This window comes from Pseudomonas sp. NPDC078700 (assembly GCF_044542375.1).
Taxonomy (GTDB): domain Bacteria; phylum Pseudomonadota; class Gammaproteobacteria; order Pseudomonadales; family Pseudomonadaceae; genus Aquipseudomonas.
Genome location: NZ_JBITUI010000004.1, coordinates 14,168 through 40,708 on the forward strand (window position 1 = coordinate 14,168; position 26,541 = coordinate 40,708).

Here is a 26,541-nt window from a genome sequence, read left to right on the forward strand (position 1 = left end):
CCAGCGCCCCCTTGCAGACTGTTCAGTGTGCCCCCATATTGGCTCGACTGATGGGTGAAGGAATTCGACTTTGAGCAATTTGTTATCCCGCCGCGTGGCACTGCTTGGCGAGCCAAACAACCTCTCGCTGCTGACTCAGTGCCTGCATGGCATTGAGCGCGAATGCCTGCGGGTTGATAGCGATGGTCAGCTTGCACTTACACCGCACCCCAAAGCGCTTGGCTCTGCGTTGACTCATCCGCAGATCACAACCGATTATTCCGAGGCACTGCTGGAGTTCATCACCCCGGCATTAGCCAATCCGGCGAGCACCTTGGCAAGCCTGGAACAAACCCATCGTTATACCTATAGCAAGCTTGAAGGCGAGTACCTGTGGAGCCCGTCAATGCCCTGCGCATTACCGGCTGAAGAGGTTATCCCGATTGCTCAATATGGCAACTCGCATATCGGCAAGCTGAAGTATGTCTACCGCCAGGGTTTGGCCCTGCGTTATGGCAAAACGATGCAATGCATCGCTGGTATTCACTACAACTTCTCTTTGCCAGATCAGCTTTGGCCGCTGCTGCAAAGCCTTGATCCAAACAACCAATGCGCGCGCGATTATCAGTCTGTCAGCTACATCGCGATGATTCGCAACTTCCGCCGCTACAGCTGGTTGCTGATGTACCTCTTTGGTGCCTCACCAGCCCTCGATGCCGGCTTTATGCGCGGCAATCCGCACAAACTGCAGCAACTTGATGCAGACACCCTTTACCTGCCCTACGCAACCAGCTTGCGCATGAGCGACCTGGGTTATCAAAGCAATGCTCAGGCAGCCCTGACGCCCTGCTACAACGACCTCACCAGTTATACTGACAGTCTTCGCCAAGCGGTCGGCACACCGTATCTACCCTATGTGGAGATCGGCACACGTAGCGCCAGCGGTGATTGGTTACAACTCAACACCAACATTTTGCAGATCGAAAACGAATACTACTCAAGCATTCGTCCAAAACGTGTGACTCACAGTGGCGAACGGCCGATTCAGGCATTGGTTGCCCGTGGCGTGCAATACATTGAAGTGCGTTGCCTGGACATCAACCCTTTCCTACCAACGGGTATCGACCTCAAGCAAGCCCAGTTTCTCGATGCATTTTTGCTCTATTGCGCCCTTCAAGACAGCCCAGCGCTTGAGAGCAATGAGTGCACGGCCTGCACTGACAACTTCCTTAAAGTGGTCAAAGAAGGTCGCCGCCCTAACCTGCACTTACAACGTGCAGGCAAACAGATCGAACTCAAAGCCTGGGCCGAGCAATTGCTCGACGAGATCCAGCAAATGGCCGATCTGCTTGACCGCAGCAACGGTGACGATGCCCACAGCCAAGCCCTGCAAGCCCAACGGGAAAAAGTTGCCGATGTCAGCCTGACGCCATCTGCGCAAGTGCTGGAACAACTGCAAAAAGGCGAAAGCTTTGCCCAGTTCTCGCTACGCCAAAGCAAGCTACATGCTGATTACTTCAACAGTCAGCCCCTGAGCGCTGAGCAGAATACAGAGCTTGAACAGGCAAGCGCACAATCACTGCTTGATCAGGCAGAAATTGAGCGCAATCAACAGGGCGACTTCGACACTTTTGTCGCTGCCTACCAAGCCAGTATTCTTGGCCACGACGAGCCACTCCCCAGCTAAACAGTGACCTGCCCGTCTGCGCGGCAACTGGATCTGCCCGCAGATAGAGGCGCACGTCACAAATATAACCAGCGGGGCAAAAGGCGAGACCGGCGGCTCATTTATCAGCGCTCAAGCCAGCTAGCATAAGCACTAGTTAACTTAACTGGGCAATTGCCATGGCGTCAGACCCGCAGATCGAGCAAAACCAAGATTGGAGCCTTGAAAATCTAAACAAGGCTTACCAACAAGGTTATATGGCCGGTCTAACCGGACAACCCAATGCCCCGCGAAAGCAAACGGCGGAAGTGCTGACTGCTGCCTGGGAAGCGGGTTGGGATGATGGCCACGAGCAGTATGAATTAGTTAAACGCGAGTCCGCATAACCCTGCTCCCACCGCACCGCGAATACTTACCCTAAGTCACAAGCCCGCTAGCCTGCGCCTATCAATCTCGCTGAAAACAAAACACCCTGCGAAAGCGAAGCCTGCGCAGGGTGTTGAGTGCCTAACTTATTAGCCGCTAGGGCTAAAAGCAGGGCGATCGATGTCGAGCGCTATTGCTCGGGCTACTTAGTAACCCAGAGCAAAGTTCTCTTCTTCCATGTCCATCAGGTTGTTAGCACCTGACAGCATGGTTTCTACGTGAGTGCGAGTACGCGGCAGAATACGGGCGAAGTAGAAACGCGCGGTTTGCAACTTAGCCTTGTAGAACGCCTCTTCGCTGGTGCCAGCTGCCAGCTTCTCAGCGGCCAGACGCGCAATATCAGCCCAGAAGTAAGCCAAGCAGGCGTAACCGCTGTACATCAGGTAATCAACCGAGGCTGCACCGACTTCTTCGCGGTCTTTCATCGCGGCCATGCCAACCTTCATGGTCACATCAGCCCACTCTTTGTTCAGCTTAGCCAGCGGTGCAACGAACTCATTGATCGCTTCGTTGCCTTCGTTAGCCTGGCAGAACTTATGCACGATCTTGGTGAAGCCCTTGAGTGCTTCGCCCTGAGTCATCAGAACTTTACGGCCCAGCAGGTCAAGCGCCTGAATGCCGGTGGTGCCTTCGTACAGCATCGAGATACGGCTGTCGCGGACGTTCTGCTCCATGCCCCATTCAGCGATAAAGCCGTGGCCACCGTAGATCTGCACGCCGTGGTTGGCCGATTCGAAGCCAACTTCCGTCATGAATGCTTTAGCAATTGGAGTCAGGAAAGCCAGCAGCGCGTCGGCTTGCTTCTTCTCTTCAGCATCTTGGCTGTATTTGACAATGTCGACTTGCTTGGCAGTGAAGTAGACCATTGCACGGTTGCCTTCGGCGAACGCTTTCATGGTCAACAACATACGACGCACATCAGGGTGAACGATGATCGGGTCAGCGGCTTTATCTGGTGCTTTCGGACCCGTCAGGGCGCGCATTTGCAGACGCTCACGGGCGTACTTCAAACCACCTTGGAAACCTGCTTCAGCGTGCGCCAAGCCCTGCAGAGCAGTACCCAGACGCGCTGTGTTCATAAAGGTGAACATGCAGTTCAGACCTTTGTTCGCCGGGCCAATCAGGTAACCAGTGGCGCCATCGAAGTTCATCACACAGGTCGCGTTACCGTGGATGCCCATCTTGTGCTCCAGCGAACCACAGCTCACTGCGTTGCGCTCACCCACACCGCCGTCAGCGTTTGGCATGAACTTAGGCACGATAAACAGCGAAATACCTTTGGTGCCGGCAGGGGCATCTGGCAGGCGTGCAAGGACGATGTGGACGATGTTATCGGCCATATCGTGTTCGCCAGCAGAGATGAAGATCTTGGTGCCAGACACTTTGTAAGAGCCATCAGCCTGTGGCTCAGCCTTGGTGCGCAGCATGCCAAGGTCAGTACCGCAATGCGGTTCAGTCAAGCACATGGTGCCTGTCCATTCGCCGGTTACCAACTTGGTCAGGTAAGTGTGCTGCTGCTCTTCAGTGCCGTGCTCAGAAATAGTGTTCATCGCGCCGTGCGACAAACCTGGGTACATGCCCCACGACCAGTTGGAAGTACCAACCATTTCACTCACAGCCAGACCCAGCGACTCAGGCAGACCCTGACCGCCATGGTCAACGTCGTGTGACAGGCTTGGCCAGCCACCTTCAACGTATTGCTTGTAGGCTTCTTTAAAGCCAGTTGGCGTCTTAACGCCAGCTTCGCTCCAAGTACAGCCTTCGGTGTCACCTACACGGTTCAGCGGAGAAAGTACCTGCTCACAAAACTTGGCACCTTCTTCAAGAATGGCATTGACCATGTCTGGTGTTGCATCTTCGCAGCCAGGCAGGCTCTGATAATGCGCTTCGTAGCCGAGCAACTCGTCACGTACGAAACGAATATCACGCAAGGGGGCCTTGTAGTCAGGCATAGCTAATAACCTCTGCGGGGTCGGTATAGGTGACCGAATAGTTGTTTGAATCGGGCTAATCCCGAATGTTCGACCGTGGCTTCAAAGCAACAATCAAACAGGTGTTTGAAACATACGTTTACGCCTACGGGTTGTCAAGCCTGTGTTGCGCTAACGACAAACGCTGCCAACCGCTCAATCAGCACTACAAACCCGCGAGGTTGAGCCTTCGGGAAATTTCCGGGAAAAACCGAAACACCTTGAAACCAGGCGGATTTATACCGTCGGTCAGAATCGCTCACGGCGACAGGTGCATAGGCGAAGTGATTTACCTCAATAGAGAACACGCCCTAGGAGCATTAGGCACCCAGAATATGACAGCACTGGCTGTGGGATGGCGTAGCCAGCGGAATTTCAGGGGGCGGGGATTTACCCTAGAGAGAGGAATCAGGCGCGCGTATCGATCAGGGTGCCGAGTACTTCGTCTGCGGTTTCAAGTACACGAGCACCAGCCTGGGCTTGATACTGGCCAAGGCGCAGTTCAATCAGCTTATTGGTAACGTCAGGTGTTCCCGACTGTGCCACATCTATGTCTGTGGGCTGCTCTGATGGACGGATTGGCTGGGTGCCCGCACCGCTGGCAATGCCTTGGGCGGCTTGATCGACGCGCTGCTGACCCGACTGGATGGTCGCAAGACCTGCGTTAAAGGCGCTGCCCGATATGGCATTCATCAATTCGCTCCAGTTCAGGGTTGCAGGGAAACTGCATTAAAGCAGAAATATCGCCGCCCGATAATGGCTTTTTGCCACAACTTACAAAACAGGCTTCTGTAAGGTGGTCGGCGCTTCTTTCGTCCAGCATTTATTGCAAACACCCATACTCGATTTACTCGCTATTGCGCTGGACACGCTTCGCGGTGTCGCGCCCTACGACAACCCCGCATGAACCCTAGCCTTCAATTCCAAGCAAACTAATATCCAAACAGGCTGCCACTGCCGCCGCGCCAGCCGACTTTAACCGTGGCACATAGCCCAGACATGGCGCTGGAAGACGCTCGGCTAAGGTGGCGAGATTTTCCTCTAGGCGTGAGGTTTTCGGGTCAACCACGTTCGCCACCCACCCCGCTAACTCCAAGCCATCAGCGGCAATGGCCTCTGCGCTGAGTACTGCATGGTTAATACAGCCCAGACGTACACCGACCACCAAAATGACTGGCAACTTAAGGCTCACCACCAAATCAGACATCGAAGCCTGACCTGCAAGCGGCACGCGCCAGCCTCCCGCCCCCTCAACCACGGTGAAGTCAGCGGCTTTGTTGATGACCCGCTGCACAGGTTCACGCAGACATTCAACATCCAGCACCACGCCAGCCTCACGAGCGGCCAAGTGTGGCGCTATTGCAGGAGCAAACGCCAGCGGGTTGACCTCGTCATAGCTCAATGTGATTGAACATTGCTCAAGCAGCGCCAGCGCGTCTTCGTTGCGCAAACCCTGCGGCGTCTTTTCACAACCAGAAGCAACCGGTTTGGCCGCTGCGGTCGACAAACCCGCCTCGCGCGCGGCGTACAGCAAACCTGCAGCGATGGTGGTCTTACCGATCTCAGTATCAGTACCCGTGACAAAAAAAACCTTGCTCATGGTGATGTCCTTTTCTGCAAAACACCGTAGACCACTTGGTAGGTTGCAGGCAGGCCCTGCTCCCGGCGCTCACGTTCATAAGCATCCACCAAAGCACGCATGCGTGCTCGACCCGTCAGGCCATTAGGCCGACCTGAATTCAGATTATGCGCGCCCAGGGCTTTGAGCTCATGGGTCAGGCTGCGTAGATCGGGGTAGAACAAGACTTCTGGCTGAGTATCCAGTGACACCACCTCAAAGCCACTGTCCGCGCACAGCCGTTGATAGTCCTCAAAGTGACGAAAGCGATTAACGTGAACGAAACCATCCACCGTCCTCCAGCTCTCGCGCAGCTCTTGCAGCGTGCCGACACACAAACTGCTGAACGCGAGGATGCCGCCAGGGCGTAATACACGCTGCGCCTCAGCCAATACCGAGCTGAAAGACTCACACCACTGCAGGGCAAGGCTGGAAAACATCAGCTCGCAAGACTCTGTCCGCAACGGCAAGCGCTCAGCATCACCGGCAATAAACTGCTCAGCGCCGCCCTGAGGCCTGGCATGTTGCAACATGCCTTCGGCGATATCCAATGCAACGCCTTGCGCTTCAGGAAATCGGCGATTCAGGGCTCGGCTGAAGTAGCCCGTGCCGCTCCCCAGATCAACCCAGCGCTCAGTGCTCACAGAAGTAGGAATGCGTTGCAAAAGCTGGTTGCCAACTGCGCGCTGCAAAGCCGCAACGCTGTCATAGCTGGCGGCAGCTCGGGAGAACGAAGCCGCTACCTGTCGTTTGTCCGGCAGGCTCGAATGCTCAACATGAGCGAAATCAGTCATCGCCAGCCTCGTGCAAAAAGCCTTGAATCGCAGCGGCAAGCTCATGGGGGCATTCAAGTGAGAATGCATGACTGACTCGATCAATCAAACCCACCTCAACATCACCTAGCAGAGCCAACATATCGCCTGCCACTTCTGCCGGGACTAAAGAGTCCTGACCGGCATACAAATGCAATTGCGGGCCGACAAAACCCTGCAAGGCATCGCGGGTATCAAGGCTGGCAAGCAGATCCAAACTGGCCAGCAGCAACTCACCACTCTCATGGGGCGCGCCGCCAAGCATTAATCTTGACATGCCTCGCTGATCAGCCGCGCCCTGTGCACACAAGGAGGCGAAGCGTTTCAGCGTCATCGATGGATTTTTGGCGCAGCCTTGACGGAACAGATCAAAAGCCTCTTCTGCCATCGCATGGGGCCAGTCAGCGCTGGCGACAAAGTTGCTATTGCTCGCCAGGGTCACCAATCCTGGACATTTTTCGGCACGCAGGCCGGCCAGCTCAGCAGCAAGCATTCCGCCCAGCGACCAGCCACCCAACCATGCATCCTCAGGCAAATTGCTATCGAGCTCATCCATCCACTCGGCCAGCTCACTGCTGGCCAGCAACGGCAGAGGTTCAACCTGCACATACAGATGAGGATCAAGCCCCCGCAATGCTTCAGCCAAGGGTTCGAGAGGCGCAGTGCCCAACCCCCAGCCAGGCAATAGAATCAAGCGATTACGCATGGGCTTGCTCCTTATTGGCCGTATGACACTCAGCCAGTGCTGCCAGTAATAAATCCACTTGTTCCGCGCTATGGGCTGCCGACAAGGTGACGCGCAAACGAGCACTGCCTGCGGGTACGGTCGGCGGCCTAATCGCCGTCACCAAAATGCCCCGTTCACGGAGCATCTGCGACATTTGCATGGCACGGCCGGCGTCACCAATAACGATAGGCTGAATTGGCGTAGTGCTGTCCATCAACTGCAGACCCAAGGCTTGTGCGCCGGCCCGGAACTGCTTGATCAGGGCATCGAGGTGCTCACGACGCCAACTTTCTGTACGCAATAGCTCAAGACTTTTTAAAGTGGCGCAGGCCAGCGCGGGCGGCTGACTGGTAGTGTAAATATAGGGTCGGGCAAATTGCACCAGGGTTTCGATCAACGCCTCACTGCCCGCTACAAACGCCCCGGATGTCCCGAAGGACTTACCCAGCGTACCGACCAATACTTGCACATCATCAATACCCAGACCTTGCGCCTCGACGATGCCGCCACCGGTTGCCCCCAACGGACCAAAACCGTGAGCATCATCAACCATCACCCAGGCATTGCGCGCTTTCGCCTCAGCACAAATCGCTGGCAAATCGGCTTGATCGCCATCCATGCTGAACACGCCATCGGTCACCACTAAGGTGTTGCCCACAGCCTTGTTAAGGCGACTGGCGAGGCTACTTGCATCGTTGTGCAGATACCGCGAAAAGCGCGCATTACTGAGCAAGCCTGCATCAAGCAAAGAGGCATGATTGAGACGATCCTCAAGTACCGTGTCGCCCTGCCCGACCAAGGCTGTCACAGCGCCAAGGTTAGCCATATAACCGGTGGTGAACAGCAAGGCTCGCGGACGCCCCGTAAACTCGGCAAGCGCCTCTTCCAGCTCATGATGGGGCGTGCTGTGGCCAATGACTAAATGTGAAGCACCACCGCCGACACCCCAACGCGAAGCGCCAGCCTGCCAGGCTTCGATCACCTGAGGATGATTGGCTAACCCCAGGTAATCGTTGGAACAAAACGCCAGCAATTCGCGGCCATCCACCACAATGTGCGGCCCTTGTGGCGACTCAAGCAGCGGGCGCTGCCGATAGAGCTGTGCGGCACGCCGCTCAGCTAAACGACTGGCGAGGTCAAAAGACATAGTAATCATCCATTTAAGCAGCCGCTGAAACCACGCATGGGCATGGTTTCAGGACCTGAATCAAGGACTGCCAGCGAACAGATCAGACCGCAGCGTTATAGAACTGCTCGCTGCTTTTCTGCTCAACCAGGGCTTGCTCGATAGCTGCCTGATGAACTTCATCGGCATGTTCTTCACGTTCTTCGGGCTTGATTCCCAAACGCGCAAACAGCTCCATGTCCTTGTTCGCCTGCGGGTTGACCGTGGTCAGTAACTTCTCGCCATAGAAAATCGAGTTGGCGCCCGCGAAGAAGGCCAGCGCCTGCATTTGATCGTTCATCGCCTCACGGCCCGCAGACAGGCGCACGTGGGATTTAGGCATCATGATCCGGGCAACTGCCAGCGTGCGGATAAAGTCGAACGGATCGACATCCTTCTCATCTGCCAGCGGCGTGCCTTTAACCTTGACCAACATGTTAATTGGCACCGACTCGGGATGCTCAGGCAGATTGGCCAGCTGAATTAACAATCCCGCGCGGTCATCCAACGACTCACCCAGACCCAGAATGCCGCCCGAGCAAATTTTCATCCCCGCATCGCGCACATGGGAAAGCGTCTCCAAACGGTCGGCGTAGGTGCGGGTGGTGATGATATTGCCGTAGAACTCTGGCGAGGTGTCGAGGTTGTGGTTGTAGTAATCCAGCCCAGCCTCAGCCAGTGAAGCGGTTTGCTCTTTATCCAGCTTGCCCAGCGTCATGCAGGTTTCCAGGCCCAGCGCTTTCACACCTTTAACCATCTCCAGCACATAAGGCATGTCTTTGGCTGACGGATGCTTCCATGCCGCGCCCATGCAAAAGCGCGTCGAGCCGATTGCCTTGGCATCAGCAGCCGCTTGAAGCACCTTCTGAACTTCCAGCAGTTTCTGCTTCTCCAGCCCGGTGTTGTAGTGACCGGACTGCGGGCAATATTTGCAATCTTCCGGGCATGCGCCGGTTTTTATCGACAACAGCGTGGAGACCTGCACCCGATTTTGATCGAAATTCGCGCGATGAACGGTTTGCGCGTCGAACAGCAAATCGTTGAACGGTTGCTCGAACAGGGCCTTAACTTCGGCTAGCGACCAGTTATGGCGAGTTGCGATGGATGCGGTGGCATTCATTAAAGAGTTCCTTCGACGCTCAACTGCGTCTGATGTCAGGTTTGCGGGCAAACGCCGCGAATCAGGCTTACAGCATCATAAGTTGTGTTTCGACGCTGTCAACTACAGACAAGACACAGGTTTACATCTGATCAAATATTGAACACCAACTCAAAACCTCAAGGAAGAGCGTTATGGCTATATTGCACAGGCTCAAACAGCACCTAAGCGCACTTCAACCCTACTTGAAGTGCTTATTGTGCGACGAGACAACGGAAAGCAAGCAACTGCCGATTTGCACCGACTGTGAAAGCGAACTGCCGTGGTTGCGTGGGCACTGCACTGTTTGCGCGCTGCCATTGCCGGGTACAGGTTTGATCTGTGGAGACTGCCAGAGGCAACCACCGTTGTTTGAGAAAGTGGTGGTGCCTTGGCTTTACAGTTTCCCTATCGACAGCATGATTATTCGCTTCAAACACCATGCCCAATGGCCACTGGGACGATTGCTCGGTGACTTACTTGGCCATCATGTTCAACACAGCTTCGATCAGGGTTTGGCCCGCGCTGATTTATTATTGCCCGTTCCACTCACTGAGCGGCGTCACCGCCAGCGCGGCTTTAATCAGGCGCAAATGCTGGCCAGCAGTTTGAGCCAGCACCTGCACATTCCAGTGAAGAATCATTGCTTGAGTCGTATCATCGAGGCTCCCGCCCAGCAAGCACTAGATGCCGTCACCCGTAAAAAGAACCTGTGCAAAGCGTTTCAGGTCGCACCACACGCCGCGGTTAAAGGCCTGCATTTGGCACTGGTGGATGATGTCTTGACCACAGGTGCCACTGCCCAAAGCCTGAGTCGCCAACTATTAAAAGCAGGCGCATCGCGCGTTGATGTGTATTGCCTGGCCCGAACACCCAAACCCGGAACCCAGCTTGACTTGTAATGAGCAAATCGCCACCGTTCAACATTATCTATTCATGCATTAAGCCGATATGTCGCTGACCTCTGTTCTTGCCCAATATATTGTTCGTCGCCCACAGCGCATCGCCCTGCTCCAGCACATTGCGGACCAAGGCTCGATCACCCGCGCCGCGAAAAGCGCCGGACTCAGCTATAAAGCGGCATGGGATGCGATTGATGAGTTGAACAATTTGGCGCAAAAGCCGTTGGTTGAGCGCAGCGTGGGCGGCAAAGGGGGCGGCGGCGCGCGCCTATCCATGGAGGGCGAGCGGGTCCTGCGCCTTTACCAACGCCTGCAAGCACTGCAAGCCCAAGTTTTGGAAGCCACTGAGGAGATCAGCGACCTGGACCTGCTCAGTCGCTTGATGATGCGAACCAGTGCGCGCAACCAACTGCATGGCCAGGTAGTTGCGATCAACGGCCAAGGTCGCAATGATGAAATACGCCTCGAACTGGCAGGCGGTCAGCATCTGACAGCGCAAATTACCCACGACAGCACCCAGACCCTTGAACTGGAAATCGGCAGCCAAGTGATCGCCTTGATTAAGGCGGGCTGGCTAGAGCTGTTGGCACCGCAACATCTGTGCACGCCCGGCTATAACTGCATGCAAGGCCGGGTCGAAGAATTGCTAAGTGCAACTGATGGCCCAACTGAGGTCAAAATCATTCTGCCTAGCGGCCAAACCCTGTGCGCACTTGCCCAACCGCTGCAGCTTGATGAGTTGCAACTGACAATTGGCAGTGCTGTGCAGGTGCAATTTGCGCCCTCTCAGGTATTACTAGGTACACCGCTATAGCCATCTGCGATGATGGGCAATTCTTCTAGCTGCAACAATTTCGTCACGGTCGCTGATTAAGGTACAGCCATTCTTGGCACGGAGCCTTACTGTGATGAAGCGTTTAGAAGACAACCAACTGACTGACCTTGAACAAATGACTGGCATCAGCCGCCGCCGTTTTATCAGCGCGGGTGCCTTGTGTGGTGCAGCCATGTTTTTGGGCGGTAACTTACTCAGCCGCAGCGTAATGGCTGCCAGTGTCAGCAGTGCCAATAGTGCATTACTCGGCTTTGACAGCATCGCAATCTCAACCGCAGACAAAATCACGCTTCCTGCTGGGTATAAGTCTTCTGTGTTGATCAGCTGGGGTCAGCCCCTGGCTGCTAACGGACCGGCTTTTGACCCAACCAGCAAAGACTCCGCCGACGCTCACGAGCAGCAGTTCGGCGACAACAACGATGGCATGAGTTTCTTTCCCTTTGCCGACGATAAAAACCGTGCGTTGATGGCAATCAATAACGAGTACACCAACTACCGGTATTTGCTCGACCACGGCAGCACGCCGAAATCCGCCGAAGAGGTTCACAAGGCGCTCGCCAGCGAAGGCCTGTCGGTGATCGAAGTGGAAAGAGTATCTGGCGGATGGCAATTTGTTCAGGGCTCAAAATATAACCGCCGCATTCACGGCAACACGCCCATCACCGTCAGTGGGCCGGCGGCTGGTCACGACTGGTTGAAAACCGCAGCAGATAAAACCGGCAAGCATGTTCTCGGCACGTTCCAGAACTGCGCTAACGGTAAAACCCCATGGGGCACTTACCTGACCTGCGAAGAAAACTTCGACGATTGCTTTGGCAGCACTGACCCAGCGCAGCAATTCGATGACGCTCAACTACGTTACGGCGCAAGCCTCAGCGGCGACGGCAACGACTGGCATCTGCACAACTCGCGCTTCGACATGGCCAAGCACCCTAACGAGTTCAACCGCCACGGCTGGATCGTCGAGATTGACCCGTTCGATACAGAGTCAACCCCGATCAAACGCACTGCACTGGGCCGCTTCAAGCACGAAAATGCGGCGTTAGCGGAGACAAAAGACGGGCGCGCCGTGGTGTACATGGGCGACGATGAACGCGGTGAATTCATCTACAAGTTCATCAGCAAAGATAAAATAAAGCGCGGCAATGGTCAGGATGATGCCAAGCTCAACCAGCATATTCTTGATCAGGGCACACTCTACGTAGCGCGTTTTGATGCCGGCGACAAAAACCCGGACCGACCTAAAGGTCACGGTAAATGGCTCGAGCTCACCTTCGGTAAAAACGGCCTCGATGCCAGCAATGGCTTCAACAGCCAAGCGCAGGTGCTTATCCACGCACGCTTAGCCGCCAGCGTGGTCGCCGCAACGCGGATGGATCGCCCGGAATGGATCGTAGTCAGTCCTAAAGACGGCAAGGTCTACTGCACCCTGACCAACAACATCAAGCGCGGCGACGCGGGCCAACCGGTCAACGGTCCCAATCCACGCGAGAAAAACCTTTACGGGCAGATCCTGCGCTGGCGCGAAGCCAATGACGACCATGCCTCAACCAGCTTTTCCTGGGACCTGTTTGTGGTCGCCGGCAACCCTGTCGTGCACGCGGGTCTTGCCACGGCAGGCTCAAGCAACATCACGCCGCAAAACATGTTCAATAGCCCAGACGGCATGAGTTTTGATGATGCCGGTCGCCTGTGGATCCTGACCGATGGCGACAGCAGCAATACGGGGGAATATGCGGGCATGGGCAACAACCAGATGCTTTGCGCTGACCCGCAGAGCGGTGAAATTCGCCGGTTTATGGTGGGGCCCGTAGGCTGCGAAGTAACGGGCATCGCCTTCGCGCCGGATCAACGCACAATGTTCGTAGGTATTCAGCATCCCGGCGAAAACGGTGGTTCAACCTTCCCTGAGCATCTGCCGAATGGCAAACCACGCTCATCGGTGATGGTCATTACACGCGATGATGGCGGCGTTATTGGCAGTTAACCGCTTGTAACCAGTCAATAATCAATTACCCGCAGGCGATGGGTGGCTGATAAAGATGCCAGCCACCCTTAACGCATAACCCTAAGTCCGCCCACCTGCGTTACCATGACCGGTCGAACGCGGCGGCCTGCTGCGCGCAGGAGATTTCATGTCCCATCCCTTTGCAGCACTAACCCCAGACTTGGTTATCGACGCCGTCGAAAGTATCGGCTTTCTCAGCGATGCGCGGGTATTAGCCCTAAACAGCTACGAAAACCGGGTATACCAGGTTGGTATCGAGGATGAGACGCCGATCATCGCCAAGTTTTATCGTCCAGATCGCTGGACTGATGAAGCGATTCGTGAAGAGCACAGCTTTACTTTTGAACTGGCCGAGTGCGATGTCCCCGTGGTTGCGCCGATGCGTCGTGACGGTGAGACTTTATTTGAGCATGCCGGCTTTCGTTTCACGTTATTCCCCCGCCGCGGAGGCCGTGCGCCTGAGCCGGGCAATCTCGACCAACTCTACCGTCTGGGACAATTGCTTGGCCGTATGCACGCTGTCGGCGCAACCAAACCTTTCAGTCATCGGGAAAGCCTGAAAGTCGAAAATTATGGCCATGCGTCATTAAACACGCTGCTCGACGGTAACTTTATTCCAAAGAGCCTGTTGCCTGCTTACGAATCAGTTGCCCGCGATTTACTCAAGCGACTCGACAACCTGTTTGCGAATAACCCAGTGCAAGCCATTCGTCTACACGGCGACTGCCATCCCGGTAACCTGCTGTGCCGCGATGAAACCTTCCACATGGTCGATCTCGATGACTGCCGCATGGGCCCCGCCGTGCAAGACCTGTGGATGATGCTTGCCGGTGAGCGTCATGAGCGTTTGGGTCAGCTCTCGGAGTTAATGGATGGCTATCAGGAGTTTCACGACTTCAATCCCCGTGAGTTGCCATTGATCGAAGGCCTGCGCTCTTTGCGCTTGATGCACTACAGCGCATGGCTGGCGCGTCGCTGGGATGACCCGGCGTTTCCGCACAGCTTTCCTTGGTTCGGCAGCGAGCGCTACTGGGGTGAACAAATACTGATGCTGCGCGAACAGTTGTCGGCCTTGGATGAAGAGCCGCTCAAACTGTTTTAATCGTCGGCAAGGCAAGCGTTAGGCCACGTCGATGTAACAAAAGCCTTACGCTTATCCATCAGAAAACCAACAATTAAAACCTGAGCACACAGACAAATAGTCTAGCAGGCGACTAGAATTAGCGGTCTTTCGTTAGTTCCCTAAGCAAGGATTTCCATGTCCACCGCCAACCCACAACGCGGGTACATTTTAGGCCTCAGCGCCTACATCATCTGGGGCTTATTCCCGCTGTATTTCAAAGCCATCGCGCAAGTGCCCGCGCTGGAAATTGTCGTCCACCGCGCAATCTGGTCCGCGATATTTGGTGCCCTGTTGTTACTGGTCTGGAAACACCCGGGATGGTGGCGCGAGTTACGCGACAACCCGAGGCAATTTGCGGTTCTGGGTTTTAGCGGTGTATTGATCGCCAGTAACTGGATGGTTTATGTGTGGGCGGTTAACCATGGGCGCATGCTTGAGGCCAGCCTGGGTTACTACATCAATCCACTGATTAACGTCTTGCTTGGCTTGGTCATCCTTGGCGAGCGCTTACGCCGCTTGCAATGGATTGCCGTAGGCTTGGCTGCAGTGGGGGTACTGCAACAACTGTGGCAGGTCGGCAGCATTCCGTGGGTGTCACTGGTATTGGCGTTCTCCTTCGGTTTTTATGGCTTGATCCGCAAACAAGCACCGGTCAAAGCCTTGCCGGGACTAGTGGTCGAAACCTGGATTCTGTTACCACTGGCGATTGTGTGGATTGTGCTCAACCCAAACGCAGTGAGCAGCCATGCCGAGTTCTGGACAACCTCTGAGGCGTTCTGGCTAATCGTTGCCGGGCCCATCACCTTGGTGCCTTTGGTCTGCTTTAACGCAGCAGCGCGGCATTTGCCCTACACCACATTAGGCTTTCTGCAGTACTTAGCGCCCACGCTGGTGTTGTTGCAAGCGGTCTTCTTGTTTGGCGAGACGTTCGACTCAAGTAAGTTGCTGGCCTTTATCTGCATCTGGGCCGGCTTGGTGATTTACAGCATCGATGCTTGGATGACCATTCGTCGCACAAGGGTCCGCTAGCGGTGCCGCTGTAGATGCAAGAGGTGCGACAAGCGCAGCTTGTCCACCGGGCATCAGTGCGTTTACCAAGATGCGCTAGGGTCTGTTGCCACTTCGTCACGAGCAGCGTTGCATGCCCTGCGGGTCGCCTGAAAATCGTTCAAAAAACGATCAGTTCGCGCTATACCTAGTCGGCCGTGGCTTGCAGCCAGTCATCCCAACGTTATCCACAGAACCATCCCCGGCCTTTGTGCACAAGGCATTGAATCTGTTGGTTTTTTAACCATATCGCGGATAACAATGCAGCACTAGCGGGGCAGGCAACTAACCTCAGGTTATCCACAGCCCTACGCACACAGACCGTGGATATGTTGCAAGCCTGCTATTTTAGTTGTCGGTCCTGATGTTGAGCTCAACCATCAAGTCGTCGGCCAGGGTTTCCAACTGAGCCTTGAGTTCATCCAGCGAAAGCCCTAGTGGCACTGCGAGCATCGATTCTGCGTGAAATAAGGGCTCGCTGCTCATCGGTGCAGGCATCACCTCCGTTTGCAGGCTCTCGACGTTGACCCCAAGCTCGGTTAGCAAGCGCGTGATGTCGCGCACGATACCGGGGCGATCATTGCCAACCAGATCCAGCATGATCGGCTTCCATGAGCACGAAGGCTCTGCGCCACTTTCTGCCAGCAGTACACGAATGCCATGTGCATTGAGTTCTTGCAGCGCACTGACCAACTCAGCATGGGACTCAGCGGGCACAGCCACCCGCAATATTCCGGCAAACTGCCCGGCCATTCGGGACATGCGGCTCTCTAGCCAGTTGCCACCATGATTAGCGACACATTGGGCAATGCGCTCAACCAGCCCCGGCTGATCCTGAGCAATAACGGTTAATACCAGATGATCCATTACATGCCTCTCTTTGTTATCAACCCAAAAACGAAATAGAAGCGGCGTGGTTAGGCAGGCCGCTGCCGTTCCGACTACTGATCAGGCAATGCCAGCCAGTAGGTGTAAAACGCTTCATCCCGAACATACCCCAGTCGCTGGTAAAGCGCTTGTCCCGGGTAATTATTCTTTGCAGTTTCGAGCTGCAAACCACAGGCTCCGGCGGCTTGGGCATGATCACGCGCAGCATTCATCAGGGCCTCAGCGATGCCCTGTCGGCGGGCTGTGGGGTTCACATATAAATCGCTGAGTAACCACATCGGCGCCAATGCCAGCGATGCGTACAACGGGTACAACTGAACAAAGCCTTGCGCTTGACCTGCATCGTCGCGCGCAAGGAATAAGGTCGAGCTGCCCTCCTCAATCCGCGCCGCCAGAAACTTGCGGGCCTCACTGATCGATTTCTCAACCTGATAAAAAGTTAGGTAATCAGTGAATAACCGACTCAACGGCTCAAGATCGTCTCTACTTGCCTGGATAATATGCATGTTGAACGTTCCAAAAGGCCTGCCTGGGATCCTCTGAAAAAGGTAGCGAGCGACGGGAGTACAAGGCAAAAAGATGCGAAAAAGCGCAGTTTAGTTGTCCTAAATGAGCATTTTGAGCAGATTTTTAACGCCGTAATACCTAGCGCAGTAGTTTTTCAGAGGTTCCCCAGCAGTATAGGTCGCCTAAGGTTCTCCCGGCCAAAAACGGCAAAGAAGATCATCGCAACAAATCGTGTACCGTTTTATCTGTTTTATGAAACAATATTGCTTGGTTTTGCATGCACAACGTTCCAGCCGTGACTGCTAAGCGATTCTGGGTCGCATAACGACGCGCCCCCACTGATTTTCCATAGATCTTGATGTAGTATGCCGCGGCTTGGACTACAAGACTGAGTCCCCGAGTCCGAAGCGGCTATTAAGTAGAGCTGAGCAGAGTGAGGCAAGTGATGACTGAACGCGTTCAAGTCGGTGGCCTGCAGGTCGCCAAAGTGCTGTTCGACTTCGTTAACAACGAAGCCATTGGTGGTACGGGTATTTCCAGCGAAAAATTCTGGGCCGGCGCCGAGGCTGTAATTAACGAACTCGCACCGAAAAACCGTGCTTTGCTGGTCAAGCGCGATGAAATCCAGGCACAGATTGATAGCTGGCACCAGGCTCGCGCCGGTCAGGCCCATGATGCCGCTGCCTACAAAGCATTCCTTGAAGAGATCGGCTACCTGCTCCCTGAGCCGGCTGACTTTCAAGCCACCACCACCAACGTCGATGAAGAAATCGCGCGCTTGGCCGGCCCGCAGTTGGTTGTGCCTGTCATGAATGCGCGCTTCGCCCTGAACGCATCCAACGCCCGCTGGGGCTCATTGTATGACGCGCTCTACGGCACTGACGTTATCAGTGAAGAAGGTGGTGCGGAAAAAGGTAAGGGCTACAACAAGGTTCGCGGTGACAAGGTCATTGCCTTCGCTCGCGCTTTCCTTGATGAGGCAGCCCCCTTGGCAGCAGCCTCCCACGCCGACTCGACGAGCTACAAAATTGTCGATGGCAAGCTGGTTGTCGGCCTTAAAGGCGGCAGCAACACCGGTTTGCAGGACGATGCGCAGCTAGTGGGTTTCCAAGGCGACGCGAACGCGCCAATTGCGGTGTTGCTCAAACACAACGGCCTGCATTTTGAAATTCAGATCGACGCGAACACCCCGGTTGGCAGCACCGACGCTGCGGGCGTTAAAGACGTACTGATGGAAGCGGCGCTGACCACCATCATGGACTGCGAAGATTCGGTTGCAGCTGTTGATGCTGACGACAAAGTGGTGATCTACCGCAACTGGTTGGGCCTGATGAAGGGCGACCTGTCTGAAGAAGTCAGCAAAGGCGGCAGCACCTTCACCCGTACCATGAATCCGGATCGCGTCTACACCAAGACCAACGGTGGCGAACTGAGCCTGCATGGCCGCTCGCTGTTGTTCGTGCGTAACGTGGGTCATCTGATGACCATCGACGCAATCATCGACAAAGATGGCTTTGAAGTACCAGAAGGCATCCTTGACGGATTGCTCACCAGCATGATCGCCATGCACAACCTCAACGGCAACACCAGCCGTAAGAACACGCGCACCGGCTCGATTTACATCGTTAAGCCAAAAATGCACGGACCAGAAGAAGTCGCCTTCACCAGCGAATTATTCGGCCGCATTGAAAACGCCCTGAACCTGGCGACTAACACGCTGAAAGTCGGCATCATGGACGAAGAGCGTCGCACGACCGTTAACCTCAAGGCGTGCATCAAAGCTGCAAGCGAACGTGTGGTGTTCATCAACACAGGCTTCCTTGATCGCACTGGTGACGAAATCCACACCTCGATGGAAGCTGGCGCTGTCGTGCGTAAAGCCGCCATGAAAGCCGAGAAGTGGATTGGCGCTTACGAAAACAACAACGTCGACGCTGGCTTGGCCACAGGCCTGCAAGGCCGTGCGCAAATCGGCAAAGGCATGTGGGCCATGCCTGACCTGATGGCCGCTATGCTTGAGCAGAAGATTGGTCATCCGATGTCGGGTGCCAACACCGCGTGGGTTCCATCGCCAACGGCTGCGACGCTGCATGCGCTGCATTACCATAAGGTTGATGTGTTCGCCCGTCAGGAAGAGCTGAAGAGCCGCACACCTGCGTCGGTTGATGACATTCTGACCATCCCTCTGGCCAGCAACACTAATTGGTCGGCTGAAGAAATTCAGAACGAGTTGGACAATAACTCACAGGGCATCCTCGGTTATGTGGTGCGCTGGATCGACTCAGGCGTAGGCTGTTCGAAAGTGCCTGACATCTGCGATGTTGGCTTAATGGAAGACCGCGCGACCCTGCGCATTTCCAGCCAACTGCTGGCCAACTGGCTGCGTCACGGCATCGCTACCGAGGAGCAGATTATTGCAAGCCTCAAGCGCATGGCTCCTGTGGTTGACCGTCAGAACGCCAACGACCCGACGTATCGCCCACTGGCGCCCGACTTCGACAACAACATCGCCTTCCAGGCGGCGTTAGAGTTGGTCGTTGAAGGTGCCAAGCAGCCGAATGGCTATACCGAGCCGGTTCTGCATCGTCGCCGTCGCGAGTTCAAGGCCAAGAATGGCCTCTAAACCTAGCGACTAAAAAAACCGCCCAATGGGCGGTTTTTTTGTTTAAGACTACACATTTTGTGTGTTGCAGCCACATTACCCTAAAGATGTTACGCAACCTTAAATATTGACAATAAACTGGCGTCAATTTATTTAAAGCACATCAAGCCGTAACTGCCAATCGCCGAAACTCGTTATAACCTGTTGCGAGCAGACACTGAGCCATTAGCTTTTGGCACCTCGACGGGCTCTTTATTTGAATTCGGAGAGGAATGCTGAATACTTCTGCAAAATAGCATCGCCTAGTATGACCAAGGAAAGTTGCCGGGCCTGGGCGCCCTCTTGCAGCGGGCTTATTTCGATACGTCGGCCAACGCGCTATTAACCCCACACCCACAACAATATTATTTAAATTATAAACAGCGCGGAGACGGACCTTCAAATAGACCGAGCCAGCCATTAATGACTTACTTACTGCATGGTTAATAAACCAGCCTGCCTTAATCTTAAATAAAACCCTGACTTCAATACCTTGCGAGAGCCTAGTCACGCAGGTGGTTTTACTTTGCGTATAACCTTGGCCCAAGCAACTGGCAGCAACCGATATCAAATTCAACCAAAAGCTTTTTTCTGCCAAACGCTCTCGCAGCGAACGATACGATTGCGCCCTCAATCCAGCCTATTTTGCCCTACCCCCTCTACAAGCCACAGATCGTCTAGCGCAATACTGCGGCCAGCGCCGCCCCATGCCTCTCGCCTAATCAGCAAGCCCCCTCTGACTGGTCCAATCGAAAGGCCGGATAGCAAATAGCCATAAATCTGAAAAATTCTTGCAGATTTCCCACTTACGTCATCAACACTGAAATAATCGAATCCATAAGCGGCTGTTTGTAACTCACCGACAGTGCTTATTGAGCCAGTTAGAGAAGAATATGGCTCATAAACTTGCCCTACCGAAGAAGAGAATGGCTGCTGCGAGGTCCTCGCGTAGCTACATAGTAGGGACAGGTGGCTGATCTGAACCTTACGGATTGATTGGCCCCATTGAAAAGTCGGTAGAAACTGAGGCCATTCAAGAAATGGCTGTTGTTTCAGACAACCATTAGTTGTTTTAGCTATATCAACACACAGCTTTAACCTGATTTCTACTTAAACAAGCCGTTTGGCCAAGTTGTCGCACGGCGACAACTTAATGACTAATTAATAAGTTTATTTGCACGAACTAAAATTCTTAAAAACAAAAGAATTCCGCATTTCTGCGCCTACGCTTAAGAAAATATTTTTAACTCACAACAATGCAGGCGCCAAGTGCGCTGAATGAGGCATCATGAACAAGATATACAACATCATTTGGAGCCATAAACTTGGCCGCTATGTTGTTACCTCTGAACTTGCCACGCGCCGCAGTAAGTCCAAAACGGTAAGCGCAGCCACTGTGACGTTGGGCTGCCTGCTGGGCGCTCTGGCATTGGCGGGGCCAGTCAATGCCAACACGCTTCCATACAACGACTCATGTGTGTCCGGCGGAAGCGGTCAAAGTGCGCCGGGGCGCGTCGCGCCTGGCAACACTTCTGCAGCGCCCATCGATGGCTCTGGCACGTTTTCAACCGTTGCAGGCTGCAATGCGGATGGTAGTAACGTATTGGGTGCCTCGGTTTTTGGTGCTTTCAGTGATGTGACCGGAGACGGTGGTAGCGCCGTGGGCTTCCTGAGCAGTGCCGGCAAATGGGGTACTGCTGTTGGCCTGGAATCGCAGGCCAGTGGTACTGCTGCTACTGCGCTGGGTTTTGGCGCGACCGCGACCGGACTCAATTCGGTAGCCATTGGCGGCGCGGGTGGTGATGGCACAACTGCCGCTACCGCAGCTGACTCAACCCGCGCCACGAGCAGCAATACAGTGGCCATTGGCACCGGCGCCAGTGCAAGTGGCATCAGCAGCAGTGCGCTGGGCCACTCATCTCAAGCCAGCGGCATCAACAGCAGCGCGCTGGGCTTTGGTTCGGTCGCGGCAGGTCAAGGTGATTTATCCCTAGGTAACCAGGCCGCCAGCGCAGGTGGCAATTCGATAGCCATCGGTACGGCTGCCAATACTAGTGCTGACGCGGCCAGCGGGATTGCAATAGGCCAGAACGCCAGCATCAGCGGTACTGACTCAGGTTACAGCGCCGCCATTGGTTACAACACCAACGTACAAGCGACGGGCGCTGTAGCGCTTGGACGTGACGCCACGGTCACCACAGACGGTATTAACGGTGTGGCTGTCGGCAGCGGCACTGTGGCCGCAGGAGCCAACGCGGTATCCATCGGCAATAGGACCAATGCCAGCGCCGGTTATGCGATTGCCATCGGTGGAAATGGCACTGCTGCGACTGCTTCTGATGCCATTGCCCTGGGCAAGAACGCCATCGCCAGTGGCGATAGCAGCATGGCCTTGGGTGAACAAAGCAGGGCCAGTGGTGGCGGTGCCACTGCGGTGGGCCTAGGTGCCGAGGCTTCGACGTTTTCGGCTTCGTTCGGCTGGCAGGCGCGAGCCCAGAACGACTTCTCTACGGCGATTGGCCCGCGAGCCAATACCGGCGTTGGCAGTGGCTCCAGCGTGGCCTTGGGCTTCCAGTCTTCGGTCGCTGACAACTCCACTTCGGCTATAGCTGTAGGCTCCAACGCCGCCTCGACCGGTCGTTCAGCGATTGCGGTGGGTGACACCGCCAAGGCCTCGACCGCCCAAGCCATCGCGATGGGCCGCAATGCGGTGGCTGCGGGCACTAATGCCGTGGCTATCGGTACCGGTGGCCAAGCCAACGGCGTCAACAGCCTGAGCATCGGTACCGGCAATATCGTCAACGGTGCCGGCAGTGGCGCCATCGGCGACCCAACCACCATCAACGGTGCCGGTTCCTACTCGCTCGGCAATGACAACACCATTGATGCCGACGAAGCGGGCGTGTTTGGCAACAACAGCGTGCTGGGCATCGATGCCGACAACAGCCGCATTATCGGCAACAACAACAATGTGGATGTCGCCAACGCGATGGTCATCGGCAACAACGCAGATGTAACCGTGGCCGGTGGCGTGGCTCTGGGCAGCAGTTCGGTGGCCAGCACCGCAGGTGGCGTAGCGGGTTTCGTGCCCATCAATGCCTCGGCCTCACAACAAACCGCAATCACCGCCACTACCAGCACCCTGGGTGCCGTAAGCGTAGGTGATGCTGACAACGGCCAGTTCCGCCAGATCAATGGTGTGGCCGCTGGTAGCGAAGACAGCGATGCGGTCAACGTTGCCCAGTTGAGCGCACTAAATGACACGGTAGTGGCGGGCCAGACTCATTATTTCAGCGTTAACGATAACGGCGTGCAGGGCAGCAATTACGATAATGATGGTGCTACTGGTGTTAATGCGCTGGCGGCTGGCGTTGGTGCTGCGGCGACGGGAGATGGTGCCATAGCGATCGGCACCGACGCGAACGCCCTCAACGGAGCGTCAGTGACCATCGGCCAGAACTCAGGTACCAGTATTGCCTTTACCAATGACGTAACCACACCGAACGTGACTGTAGGTGTATCTTCCGGCCGCAACACCACCGGAGGCATACAGTTAGGCATTCCCACTGAAGAAGGTGGAAACGTTGCTTTGGGCAGCAATGTGGGCAACAACATCAATGGTTATGGCAACGTCGCTATTGGCAACAAATCGACCGGCAGTAATATTGCCAACGGCTGGGGTAACGTCGCCATCGGCCAGAACAGCGGTAGTAACCTGACCGGTACGCAGACAGTCGGCAATGTGGCGTTGGGCAATAACTCCGGCAATAATATTTCTGGCTCGGACAACACGGCGATTGGTACTAGAGCGGGCAATAACGCCACGACCTCGGACAACGTATCGGTCGGTAACGCCGCTTCGGGCTCTGGTGGAGCCTCGGTCGCCATTGGTAGCCGGGCGACCGCTTCAACCGCAGAGTCGACGGCCATTGGATTTCGGGCTGTGGCGAATGGGGGCCAGGGATTAGCATTGGGCAACCATTCCAATGCCAGCAATGTACAGTCGATCGCCATTGGCACGAGTGCCGCGGCTACTGGTGTCACCAGCGTTGCGTTGGGTAAAGGTGCCAAGGCCAACGCTCTCAACAGCATCAGCATCGGTACCGGCAATATCGTCAACGGTGCCAGCAGTGGCGCCATCGGCGACCCAACCACCATCAACGGTGCCGGTTCCTACTCGCTCGGCAATGACAACACCATTGATGCCGACGAAGCGGGCGTGTTTGGCAACAACAGCGTGCTGGGCATCGATGCCGACAACAGCCGCATTATCGGCAACAACAACAATGTGGATGTCGCCAACGCGATGGTCATCGGCAACAACGCAGATGTAACCGTAGCCGGTGGCGTGGCTCTGGGCAGCAGTTCGGTGGCCAGCACCGCAGGTGGCGTAGCGGGTTTCGTGCCCATCAATGCCTCGACCTCACAACAAACCGCAATCACCGCCACTACCAGCACCCTGGGTGCCGTAAGCGTAGGTGATGCTGACAACGGCCAGTTCCGCCAAATTACCGGTGTAGCTGCAGGTACAGCAGACAGCGATGCGGTCAACGTTGCCCAGTTGAGCGCACTAAATGACACGGTAGTGGCGGGCCAGACTCATTATTTCAGCGTTAACGATAACGGCCTTCCGGGTACCAATTTCAACAACGACGGTGCGACTGGCAACCAGGCTACCGCCATTGGTATCAATTCGTCAGCCGCTGGTGTTGCAGGCACCGCAGTAGGCTTGGACTCGCGCGCCAGCGGTGACCAATCATCCGCTTTGGGCAGTGCTGCTATTGCTTCGGGCCGTATCAGCACCGCATTAGGCCAGCAGGCCAATGCGGCCGGTAACCTGAGCGTAGCAATCGGCCCCGGCGCACGAGGACAGGGTGACAGCACAATCGCGATCGGCGCCACCGCTGCTGCTGCGCAAACTCATGGCATTGCCATAGGTACCGAGGCCCGCAGCAATGCCCAACGCGCAATTGCCTTTGGTGTGCAAGCGGTTTCCAATGCCAATGATGGATTGGCATTCGGTACCAGTGCAGTTGTCAACGCTGATAGAGGTATCGCGTTAGGTAGCGGTGCGGTAGCCAATACAGTCGCCGGTATTGCCGGTTACGTGCCAACCGGTGCCAATGCAGCCCAACAGACTGCGATCACCGCCACGACCAGCACCCGTGGAGCACTCAGCCTTGGCAACGCCTCGACTGGCATCTTCCGTCAGATCAATGGCGTGGCCGCCGGTACCGAAGACAGCGATGCGGTCAACGTTGCCCAGCTACAGGCAGTCAGTGTTGCGGCCGAAGCTGGCCAGACCCACTATTACAGCGTCAACGACAATGGCGTTCAAAGCGGTAACTACGCTAACGATGGAGCGTCCGGCATCAATGCGATTGCGTCGGGAACCAATGCATCGGCCACCGGCAATTCCAGCGTGGCCATCGGTGATGGTGCTCAGGCTAATGGCACCAACAGCATCAGCATCGGTAGCGGCAACATAGTCGACGGCGCCAGCAGCGGTGCTATTGGCGACCCAACTACTATTACCGGTGCGGGGTCCTATTCCGTCGGTAATGACAACACTATTGATGCCGACGAATCCGGTGTATTTGGCAACAACAACGTACTGGGCGTAGACGCTGACGGCAGCCGGATTATCGGCAATAACAATACAGTCAACGTCGCTGATGCCATGGTTATCGGCAATAACGCCAGTGTGAACGTAGCAGGCGGCGTCGCACTGGGTAGTGACTCAGTTGCCCTCACCGGGGCAGGTCTTGCCGGGTATATCCCAAGTGACGCTAATGTCCTGCAACGCGCGGCGATCAACGCCACCACCAGCACCTTGGGTGCAGTCAGTGTCGGTGATGTTGCCAACGGTCAGTTCCGCCAGATCACCGGCGTAGCTGCAGGTACCGCAGACAGTGATGCAGTCAACGTGGCCCAGTTGAAAGGCGTGGTCTCCCAAGCGATCGGGACTTCAGGTGCTCACTACTACAGCCTTAACGATAACGGCACCCAAAGGGCCAACTACGACAACACCGGCGCTACTGGCACCAACGCCATGGCTGCAGGTATCGCCGCAACTGCCGCAGGCGAGGCGGCGGTGGCAGCGGGTCATGAAGCACAAGCCAGCGCTGGCAACAGCGTAGCTGTGGGTAATGGTGCTAATGCCAGTGCTGAAGGTGGTGTAGCGCTGGGCGGTGGTTCGGTGGCTGATCGCGCAGCAGGTGCAGCAGGTTATGTTCCCGCCAGCGCCAGCGACACACAACAAGCTGCAATTGCTGCGACTACCAGCACTCAAGGTGCGGTCAGCGTCGGTGATGCCGCCAACGGCCAGTTCCGCCAGATTGCCGGTGTCGCCGCCGGTAGCGAAGACAGCGATGCGGTCAATGTGGCTCAACTCAAGGCAGCCGGTGCGGCCACCAGTGACGAGATCGAAGCCAGCAAGACCCGCTACTACAGCGTCAATGATGGCGGCAAGCAATCGGCTAACTACAACAACGATGGCGCAACGGGTAACAACGCCATTGCCGCGGGTACCAATGCTTCGGCTGCTGGGAGTTCAGCAGTAGCGGTGGGCGACGGTGCGCAAGCAGCGGCTGCGAGCAGCGTGGCGATCGGTAATAACGCCAAGGCGACCACCAGCAACTCGGTCGCACTGGGTAGCAACTCGGTTGCCAGTCGTAACAACAGTGTCTCGGTCGGTACCGCGGGTAATGAGCGGCAGATCACCAACGTGGCAGCCGGTACAGCTGATACCGACGCGGTCAATGTCTCGCAGCTCAAACAGTCGACTGGTGATATCAACAACCGGATCGATAACGCCTACAACTCACTCAGACGCGACCTGAAGGATCAGGACGACACGCTGAGCGCGGGTATCGCCGGTGCCATGGCTGCAGCCGCATTGCCACAGCCTTACTCTCCAGGTGCAAGCATGGTCTCGGCCGGTGTGGGTAACTACCGCGGTCAAGGCTCCCTAGCAGTGGGGGTTTCGACCATCTCGGATAACGGCAAATGGGTAAGCAAATTGGCGGGCACCGCTGATTCACAAGGCGAGTTCGGTGTGTCAGTGGGCGTCGGTTACCAGTGGTAAAC

18 protein-coding genes are annotated in these 26,541 nt (G+C 55.6%); 9 read left to right on the forward strand and 9 right to left on the reverse strand.

Annotated features, from left to right (window positions below; genetic code table 11):
- The first annotated feature begins 70 nt into the window (after positions 1 to 70).
- Positions 71 to 1,666 carry a glutamate--cysteine ligase gene (gshA, locus tag ACIGCM_RS14305; RefSeq protein WP_397502753.1) on the forward strand — a complete coding sequence of 532 codons (1,596 nt, stop codon included), beginning with the start codon at positions 71 to 73 and terminating at the stop codon, positions 1,664 to 1,666.
- 158 nt (positions 1,667 to 1,824) lie between these two features.
- The gene (gene rmf / locus ACIGCM_RS14310) at positions 1,825 to 2,031 is read left to right on the forward strand and encodes a ribosome modulation factor (RefSeq protein ID WP_397502754.1); all 207 of its coding nucleotides are present in this window, start codon (positions 1,825 to 1,827) and stop codon (positions 2,029 to 2,031) included.
- Between the two features lie 186 nt (positions 2,032 to 2,217).
- Here rmf and ACIGCM_RS14315 read toward each other — a convergent pair whose 3' ends face one another.
- The 7 genes from ACIGCM_RS14315 to bioB form a co-directional block, all read right to left on the reverse strand.
- Positions 2,218 to 4,023, reverse strand: a complete 1,806-nt coding sequence (locus tag ACIGCM_RS14315) for a phenylacyl-CoA dehydrogenase (RefSeq protein WP_397502755.1) — start codon at positions 4,021 to 4,023, stop codon at positions 2,218 to 2,220.
- 426 nt (positions 4,024 to 4,449) lie between these two features.
- Positions 4,450 to 4,734, reverse strand: a complete 285-nt coding sequence (locus ACIGCM_RS14320; RefSeq protein ID WP_397502756.1) for a hypothetical protein — start codon at positions 4,732 to 4,734, stop codon at positions 4,450 to 4,452.
- Between the two features lie 217 nt (positions 4,735 to 4,951).
- A complete protein-coding gene (gene bioD, locus ACIGCM_RS14325; RefSeq protein ID WP_397502757.1) occupies positions 4,952 to 5,641 on the reverse strand; it encodes a dethiobiotin synthase in 690 nt (229 codons plus the stop codon).
- Positions 5,638 to 6,453 (reverse strand): malonyl-ACP O-methyltransferase BioC, encoded by an 816-nt coding sequence (gene bioC, locus ACIGCM_RS14330; protein ID WP_397502758.1) that lies wholly within the window; start codon positions 6,451 to 6,453, stop codon positions 5,638 to 5,640. Before bioC ends, bioD begins: the two co-directional genes overlap by 4 nt.
- Positions 6,446 to 7,177: an alpha/beta fold hydrolase gene (locus ACIGCM_RS14335; protein ID WP_397502759.1), complete on the reverse strand. Its 732-nt coding sequence runs from the start codon at positions 7,175 to 7,177 to the stop codon at positions 6,446 to 6,448. The genes bioC and ACIGCM_RS14335 overlap by 8 nt, the downstream gene beginning before the upstream one ends.
- The gene (gene bioF / locus ACIGCM_RS14340; protein ID WP_397502760.1) at positions 7,170 to 8,345 is read right to left on the reverse strand and encodes an 8-amino-7-oxononanoate synthase; all 1,176 of its coding nucleotides are present in this window, start codon (positions 8,343 to 8,345) and stop codon (positions 7,170 to 7,172) included. Before bioF ends, ACIGCM_RS14335 begins: the two co-directional genes overlap by 8 nt.
- A gap of 82 nt (positions 8,346 to 8,427) precedes the next feature.
- Positions 8,428 to 9,483: a biotin synthase BioB gene (gene bioB, locus ACIGCM_RS14345; RefSeq protein WP_397502761.1), complete on the reverse strand. Its 1,056-nt coding sequence runs from the start codon at positions 9,481 to 9,483 to the stop codon at positions 8,428 to 8,430.
- Between the two features lie 173 nt (positions 9,484 to 9,656).
- Here bioB and ACIGCM_RS14350 point away from each other — a divergent pair, with 173 nt between their 5' ends.
- The 5 genes from ACIGCM_RS14350 to rarD all read left to right on the forward strand — a co-directional run bounded on the left by ACIGCM_RS14350 (position 9,657) and on the right by rarD (position 15,398).
- Positions 9,657 to 10,403: a ComF family protein gene (locus ACIGCM_RS14350; protein ID WP_397502762.1), complete on the forward strand. Its 747-nt coding sequence runs from the start codon at positions 9,657 to 9,659 to the stop codon at positions 10,401 to 10,403.
- A 49-nt stretch (positions 10,404 to 10,452) separates the two neighbouring features.
- Positions 10,453 to 11,217, forward strand: a complete 765-nt coding sequence (locus ACIGCM_RS14355; protein ID WP_397502763.1) for a TOBE domain-containing protein — start codon at positions 10,453 to 10,455, stop codon at positions 11,215 to 11,217.
- A gap of 94 nt (positions 11,218 to 11,311) precedes the next feature.
- Positions 11,312 to 13,225 (forward strand): PhoX family protein, encoded by a 1,914-nt coding sequence (locus tag ACIGCM_RS14360; protein WP_397502764.1) that lies wholly within the window; start codon positions 11,312 to 11,314, stop codon positions 13,223 to 13,225.
- A 148-nt stretch (positions 13,226 to 13,373) separates the two neighbouring features.
- Positions 13,374 to 14,348: a serine/threonine protein kinase gene (locus ACIGCM_RS14365; RefSeq protein WP_397502765.1), complete on the forward strand. Its 975-nt coding sequence runs from the start codon at positions 13,374 to 13,376 to the stop codon at positions 14,346 to 14,348.
- A 156-nt stretch (positions 14,349 to 14,504) separates the two neighbouring features.
- Positions 14,505 to 15,398 (forward strand): EamA family transporter RarD, encoded by an 894-nt coding sequence (gene rarD, locus ACIGCM_RS14370; RefSeq protein WP_397502766.1) that lies wholly within the window; start codon positions 14,505 to 14,507, stop codon positions 15,396 to 15,398.
- A gap of 366 nt (positions 15,399 to 15,764) precedes the next feature.
- Here rarD and ACIGCM_RS14375 read toward each other — a convergent pair whose 3' ends face one another.
- Positions 15,765 to 16,283, reverse strand: a complete 519-nt coding sequence (locus ACIGCM_RS14375; protein WP_397502767.1) for a glycine cleavage system protein R — start codon at positions 16,281 to 16,283, stop codon at positions 15,765 to 15,767.
- Positions 16,284 to 16,357: 74 nt separating this feature from the next.
- Entirely contained in the window at positions 16,358 to 16,810 is a 453-nt protein-coding gene (locus tag ACIGCM_RS14380; protein WP_397502768.1) for a GNAT family N-acetyltransferase, read from the reverse strand.
- Between the two features lie 446 nt (positions 16,811 to 17,256).
- Between ACIGCM_RS14380 and ACIGCM_RS14385 the strand changes: the two genes are divergently transcribed.
- Together ACIGCM_RS14385 and ACIGCM_RS14390 are read left to right on the forward strand one after the other, a co-directional pair.
- Complete coding sequence (locus tag ACIGCM_RS14385) at positions 17,257 to 19,434, forward strand: malate synthase G (protein ID WP_397502769.1); 2,178 nt, start codon at positions 17,257 to 17,259, stop codon at positions 19,432 to 19,434.
- Between the two features lie 1,306 nt (positions 19,435 to 20,740).
- Complete coding sequence (locus ACIGCM_RS14390; protein ID WP_397502770.1) at positions 20,741 to 26,539, forward strand: YadA-like family protein; 5,799 nt, start codon at positions 20,741 to 20,743, stop codon at positions 26,537 to 26,539.
- Positions 26,540 to 26,541: the final 2 nt, after the last annotated feature.

What these genes read in the sequence shown, in the direction of transcription:
- rmf (WP_397502754.1), top strand. Translation starts at nt 1,825, where the DNA reads ATGGCGTCAGACCCGCAGATCGAGCAAAACCAAGATTGGAGCCTTGAA.
- ACIGCM_RS14315 (WP_397502755.1), bottom strand. Translation starts at nt 4,023, where the DNA reads ATGCCTGACTACAAGGCCCCCTTGCGTGATATTCGTTTCGTACGTGAC.
- ACIGCM_RS14320 (WP_397502756.1), bottom strand. Translation starts at nt 4,734, where the DNA reads ATGAATGCCATATCGGGCAGCGCCTTTAACGCAGGTCTTGCGACCATC.
- bioD (WP_397502757.1), bottom strand. Translation starts at nt 5,641, where the DNA reads ATGAGCAAGGTTTTTTTTGTCACGGGTACTGATACTGAGATCGGTAAG.
- bioC (WP_397502758.1), bottom strand. Translation starts at nt 6,453, where the DNA reads ATGACTGATTTCGCTCATGTTGAGCATTCGAGCCTGCCGGACAAACGA.
- ACIGCM_RS14335 (WP_397502759.1), bottom strand. Translation starts at nt 7,177, where the DNA reads ATGCGTAATCGCTTGATTCTATTGCCTGGCTGGGGGTTGGGCACTGCG.
- bioF (WP_397502760.1), bottom strand. Translation starts at nt 8,345, where the DNA reads ATGTCTTTTGACCTCGCCAGTCGTTTAGCTGAGCGGCGTGCCGCACAG.
- bioB (WP_397502761.1), bottom strand. Translation starts at nt 9,483, where the DNA reads ATGAATGCCACCGCATCCATCGCAACTCGCCATAACTGGTCGCTAGCC.
- ACIGCM_RS14350 (WP_397502762.1), top strand. Translation starts at nt 9,657, where the DNA reads ATGGCTATATTGCACAGGCTCAAACAGCACCTAAGCGCACTTCAACCC.
- ACIGCM_RS14355 (WP_397502763.1), top strand. Translation starts at nt 10,453, where the DNA reads ATGTCGCTGACCTCTGTTCTTGCCCAATATATTGTTCGTCGCCCACAG.
- ACIGCM_RS14360 (WP_397502764.1), top strand. Translation starts at nt 11,312, where the DNA reads ATGAAGCGTTTAGAAGACAACCAACTGACTGACCTTGAACAAATGACT.
- ACIGCM_RS14365 (WP_397502765.1), top strand. Translation starts at nt 13,374, where the DNA reads ATGTCCCATCCCTTTGCAGCACTAACCCCAGACTTGGTTATCGACGCC.
- rarD (WP_397502766.1), top strand. Translation starts at nt 14,505, where the DNA reads ATGTCCACCGCCAACCCACAACGCGGGTACATTTTAGGCCTCAGCGCC.
- ACIGCM_RS14375 (WP_397502767.1), bottom strand. Translation starts at nt 16,283, where the DNA reads ATGGATCATCTGGTATTAACCGTTATTGCTCAGGATCAGCCGGGGCTG.
- ACIGCM_RS14380 (WP_397502768.1), bottom strand. Translation starts at nt 16,810, where the DNA reads ATGCATATTATCCAGGCAAGTAGAGACGATCTTGAGCCGTTGAGTCGG.
- ACIGCM_RS14385 (WP_397502769.1), top strand. Translation starts at nt 17,257, where the DNA reads ATGACTGAACGCGTTCAAGTCGGTGGCCTGCAGGTCGCCAAAGTGCTG.
- ACIGCM_RS14390 (WP_397502770.1), top strand. Translation starts at nt 20,741, where the DNA reads ATGAACAAGATATACAACATCATTTGGAGCCATAAACTTGGCCGCTAT.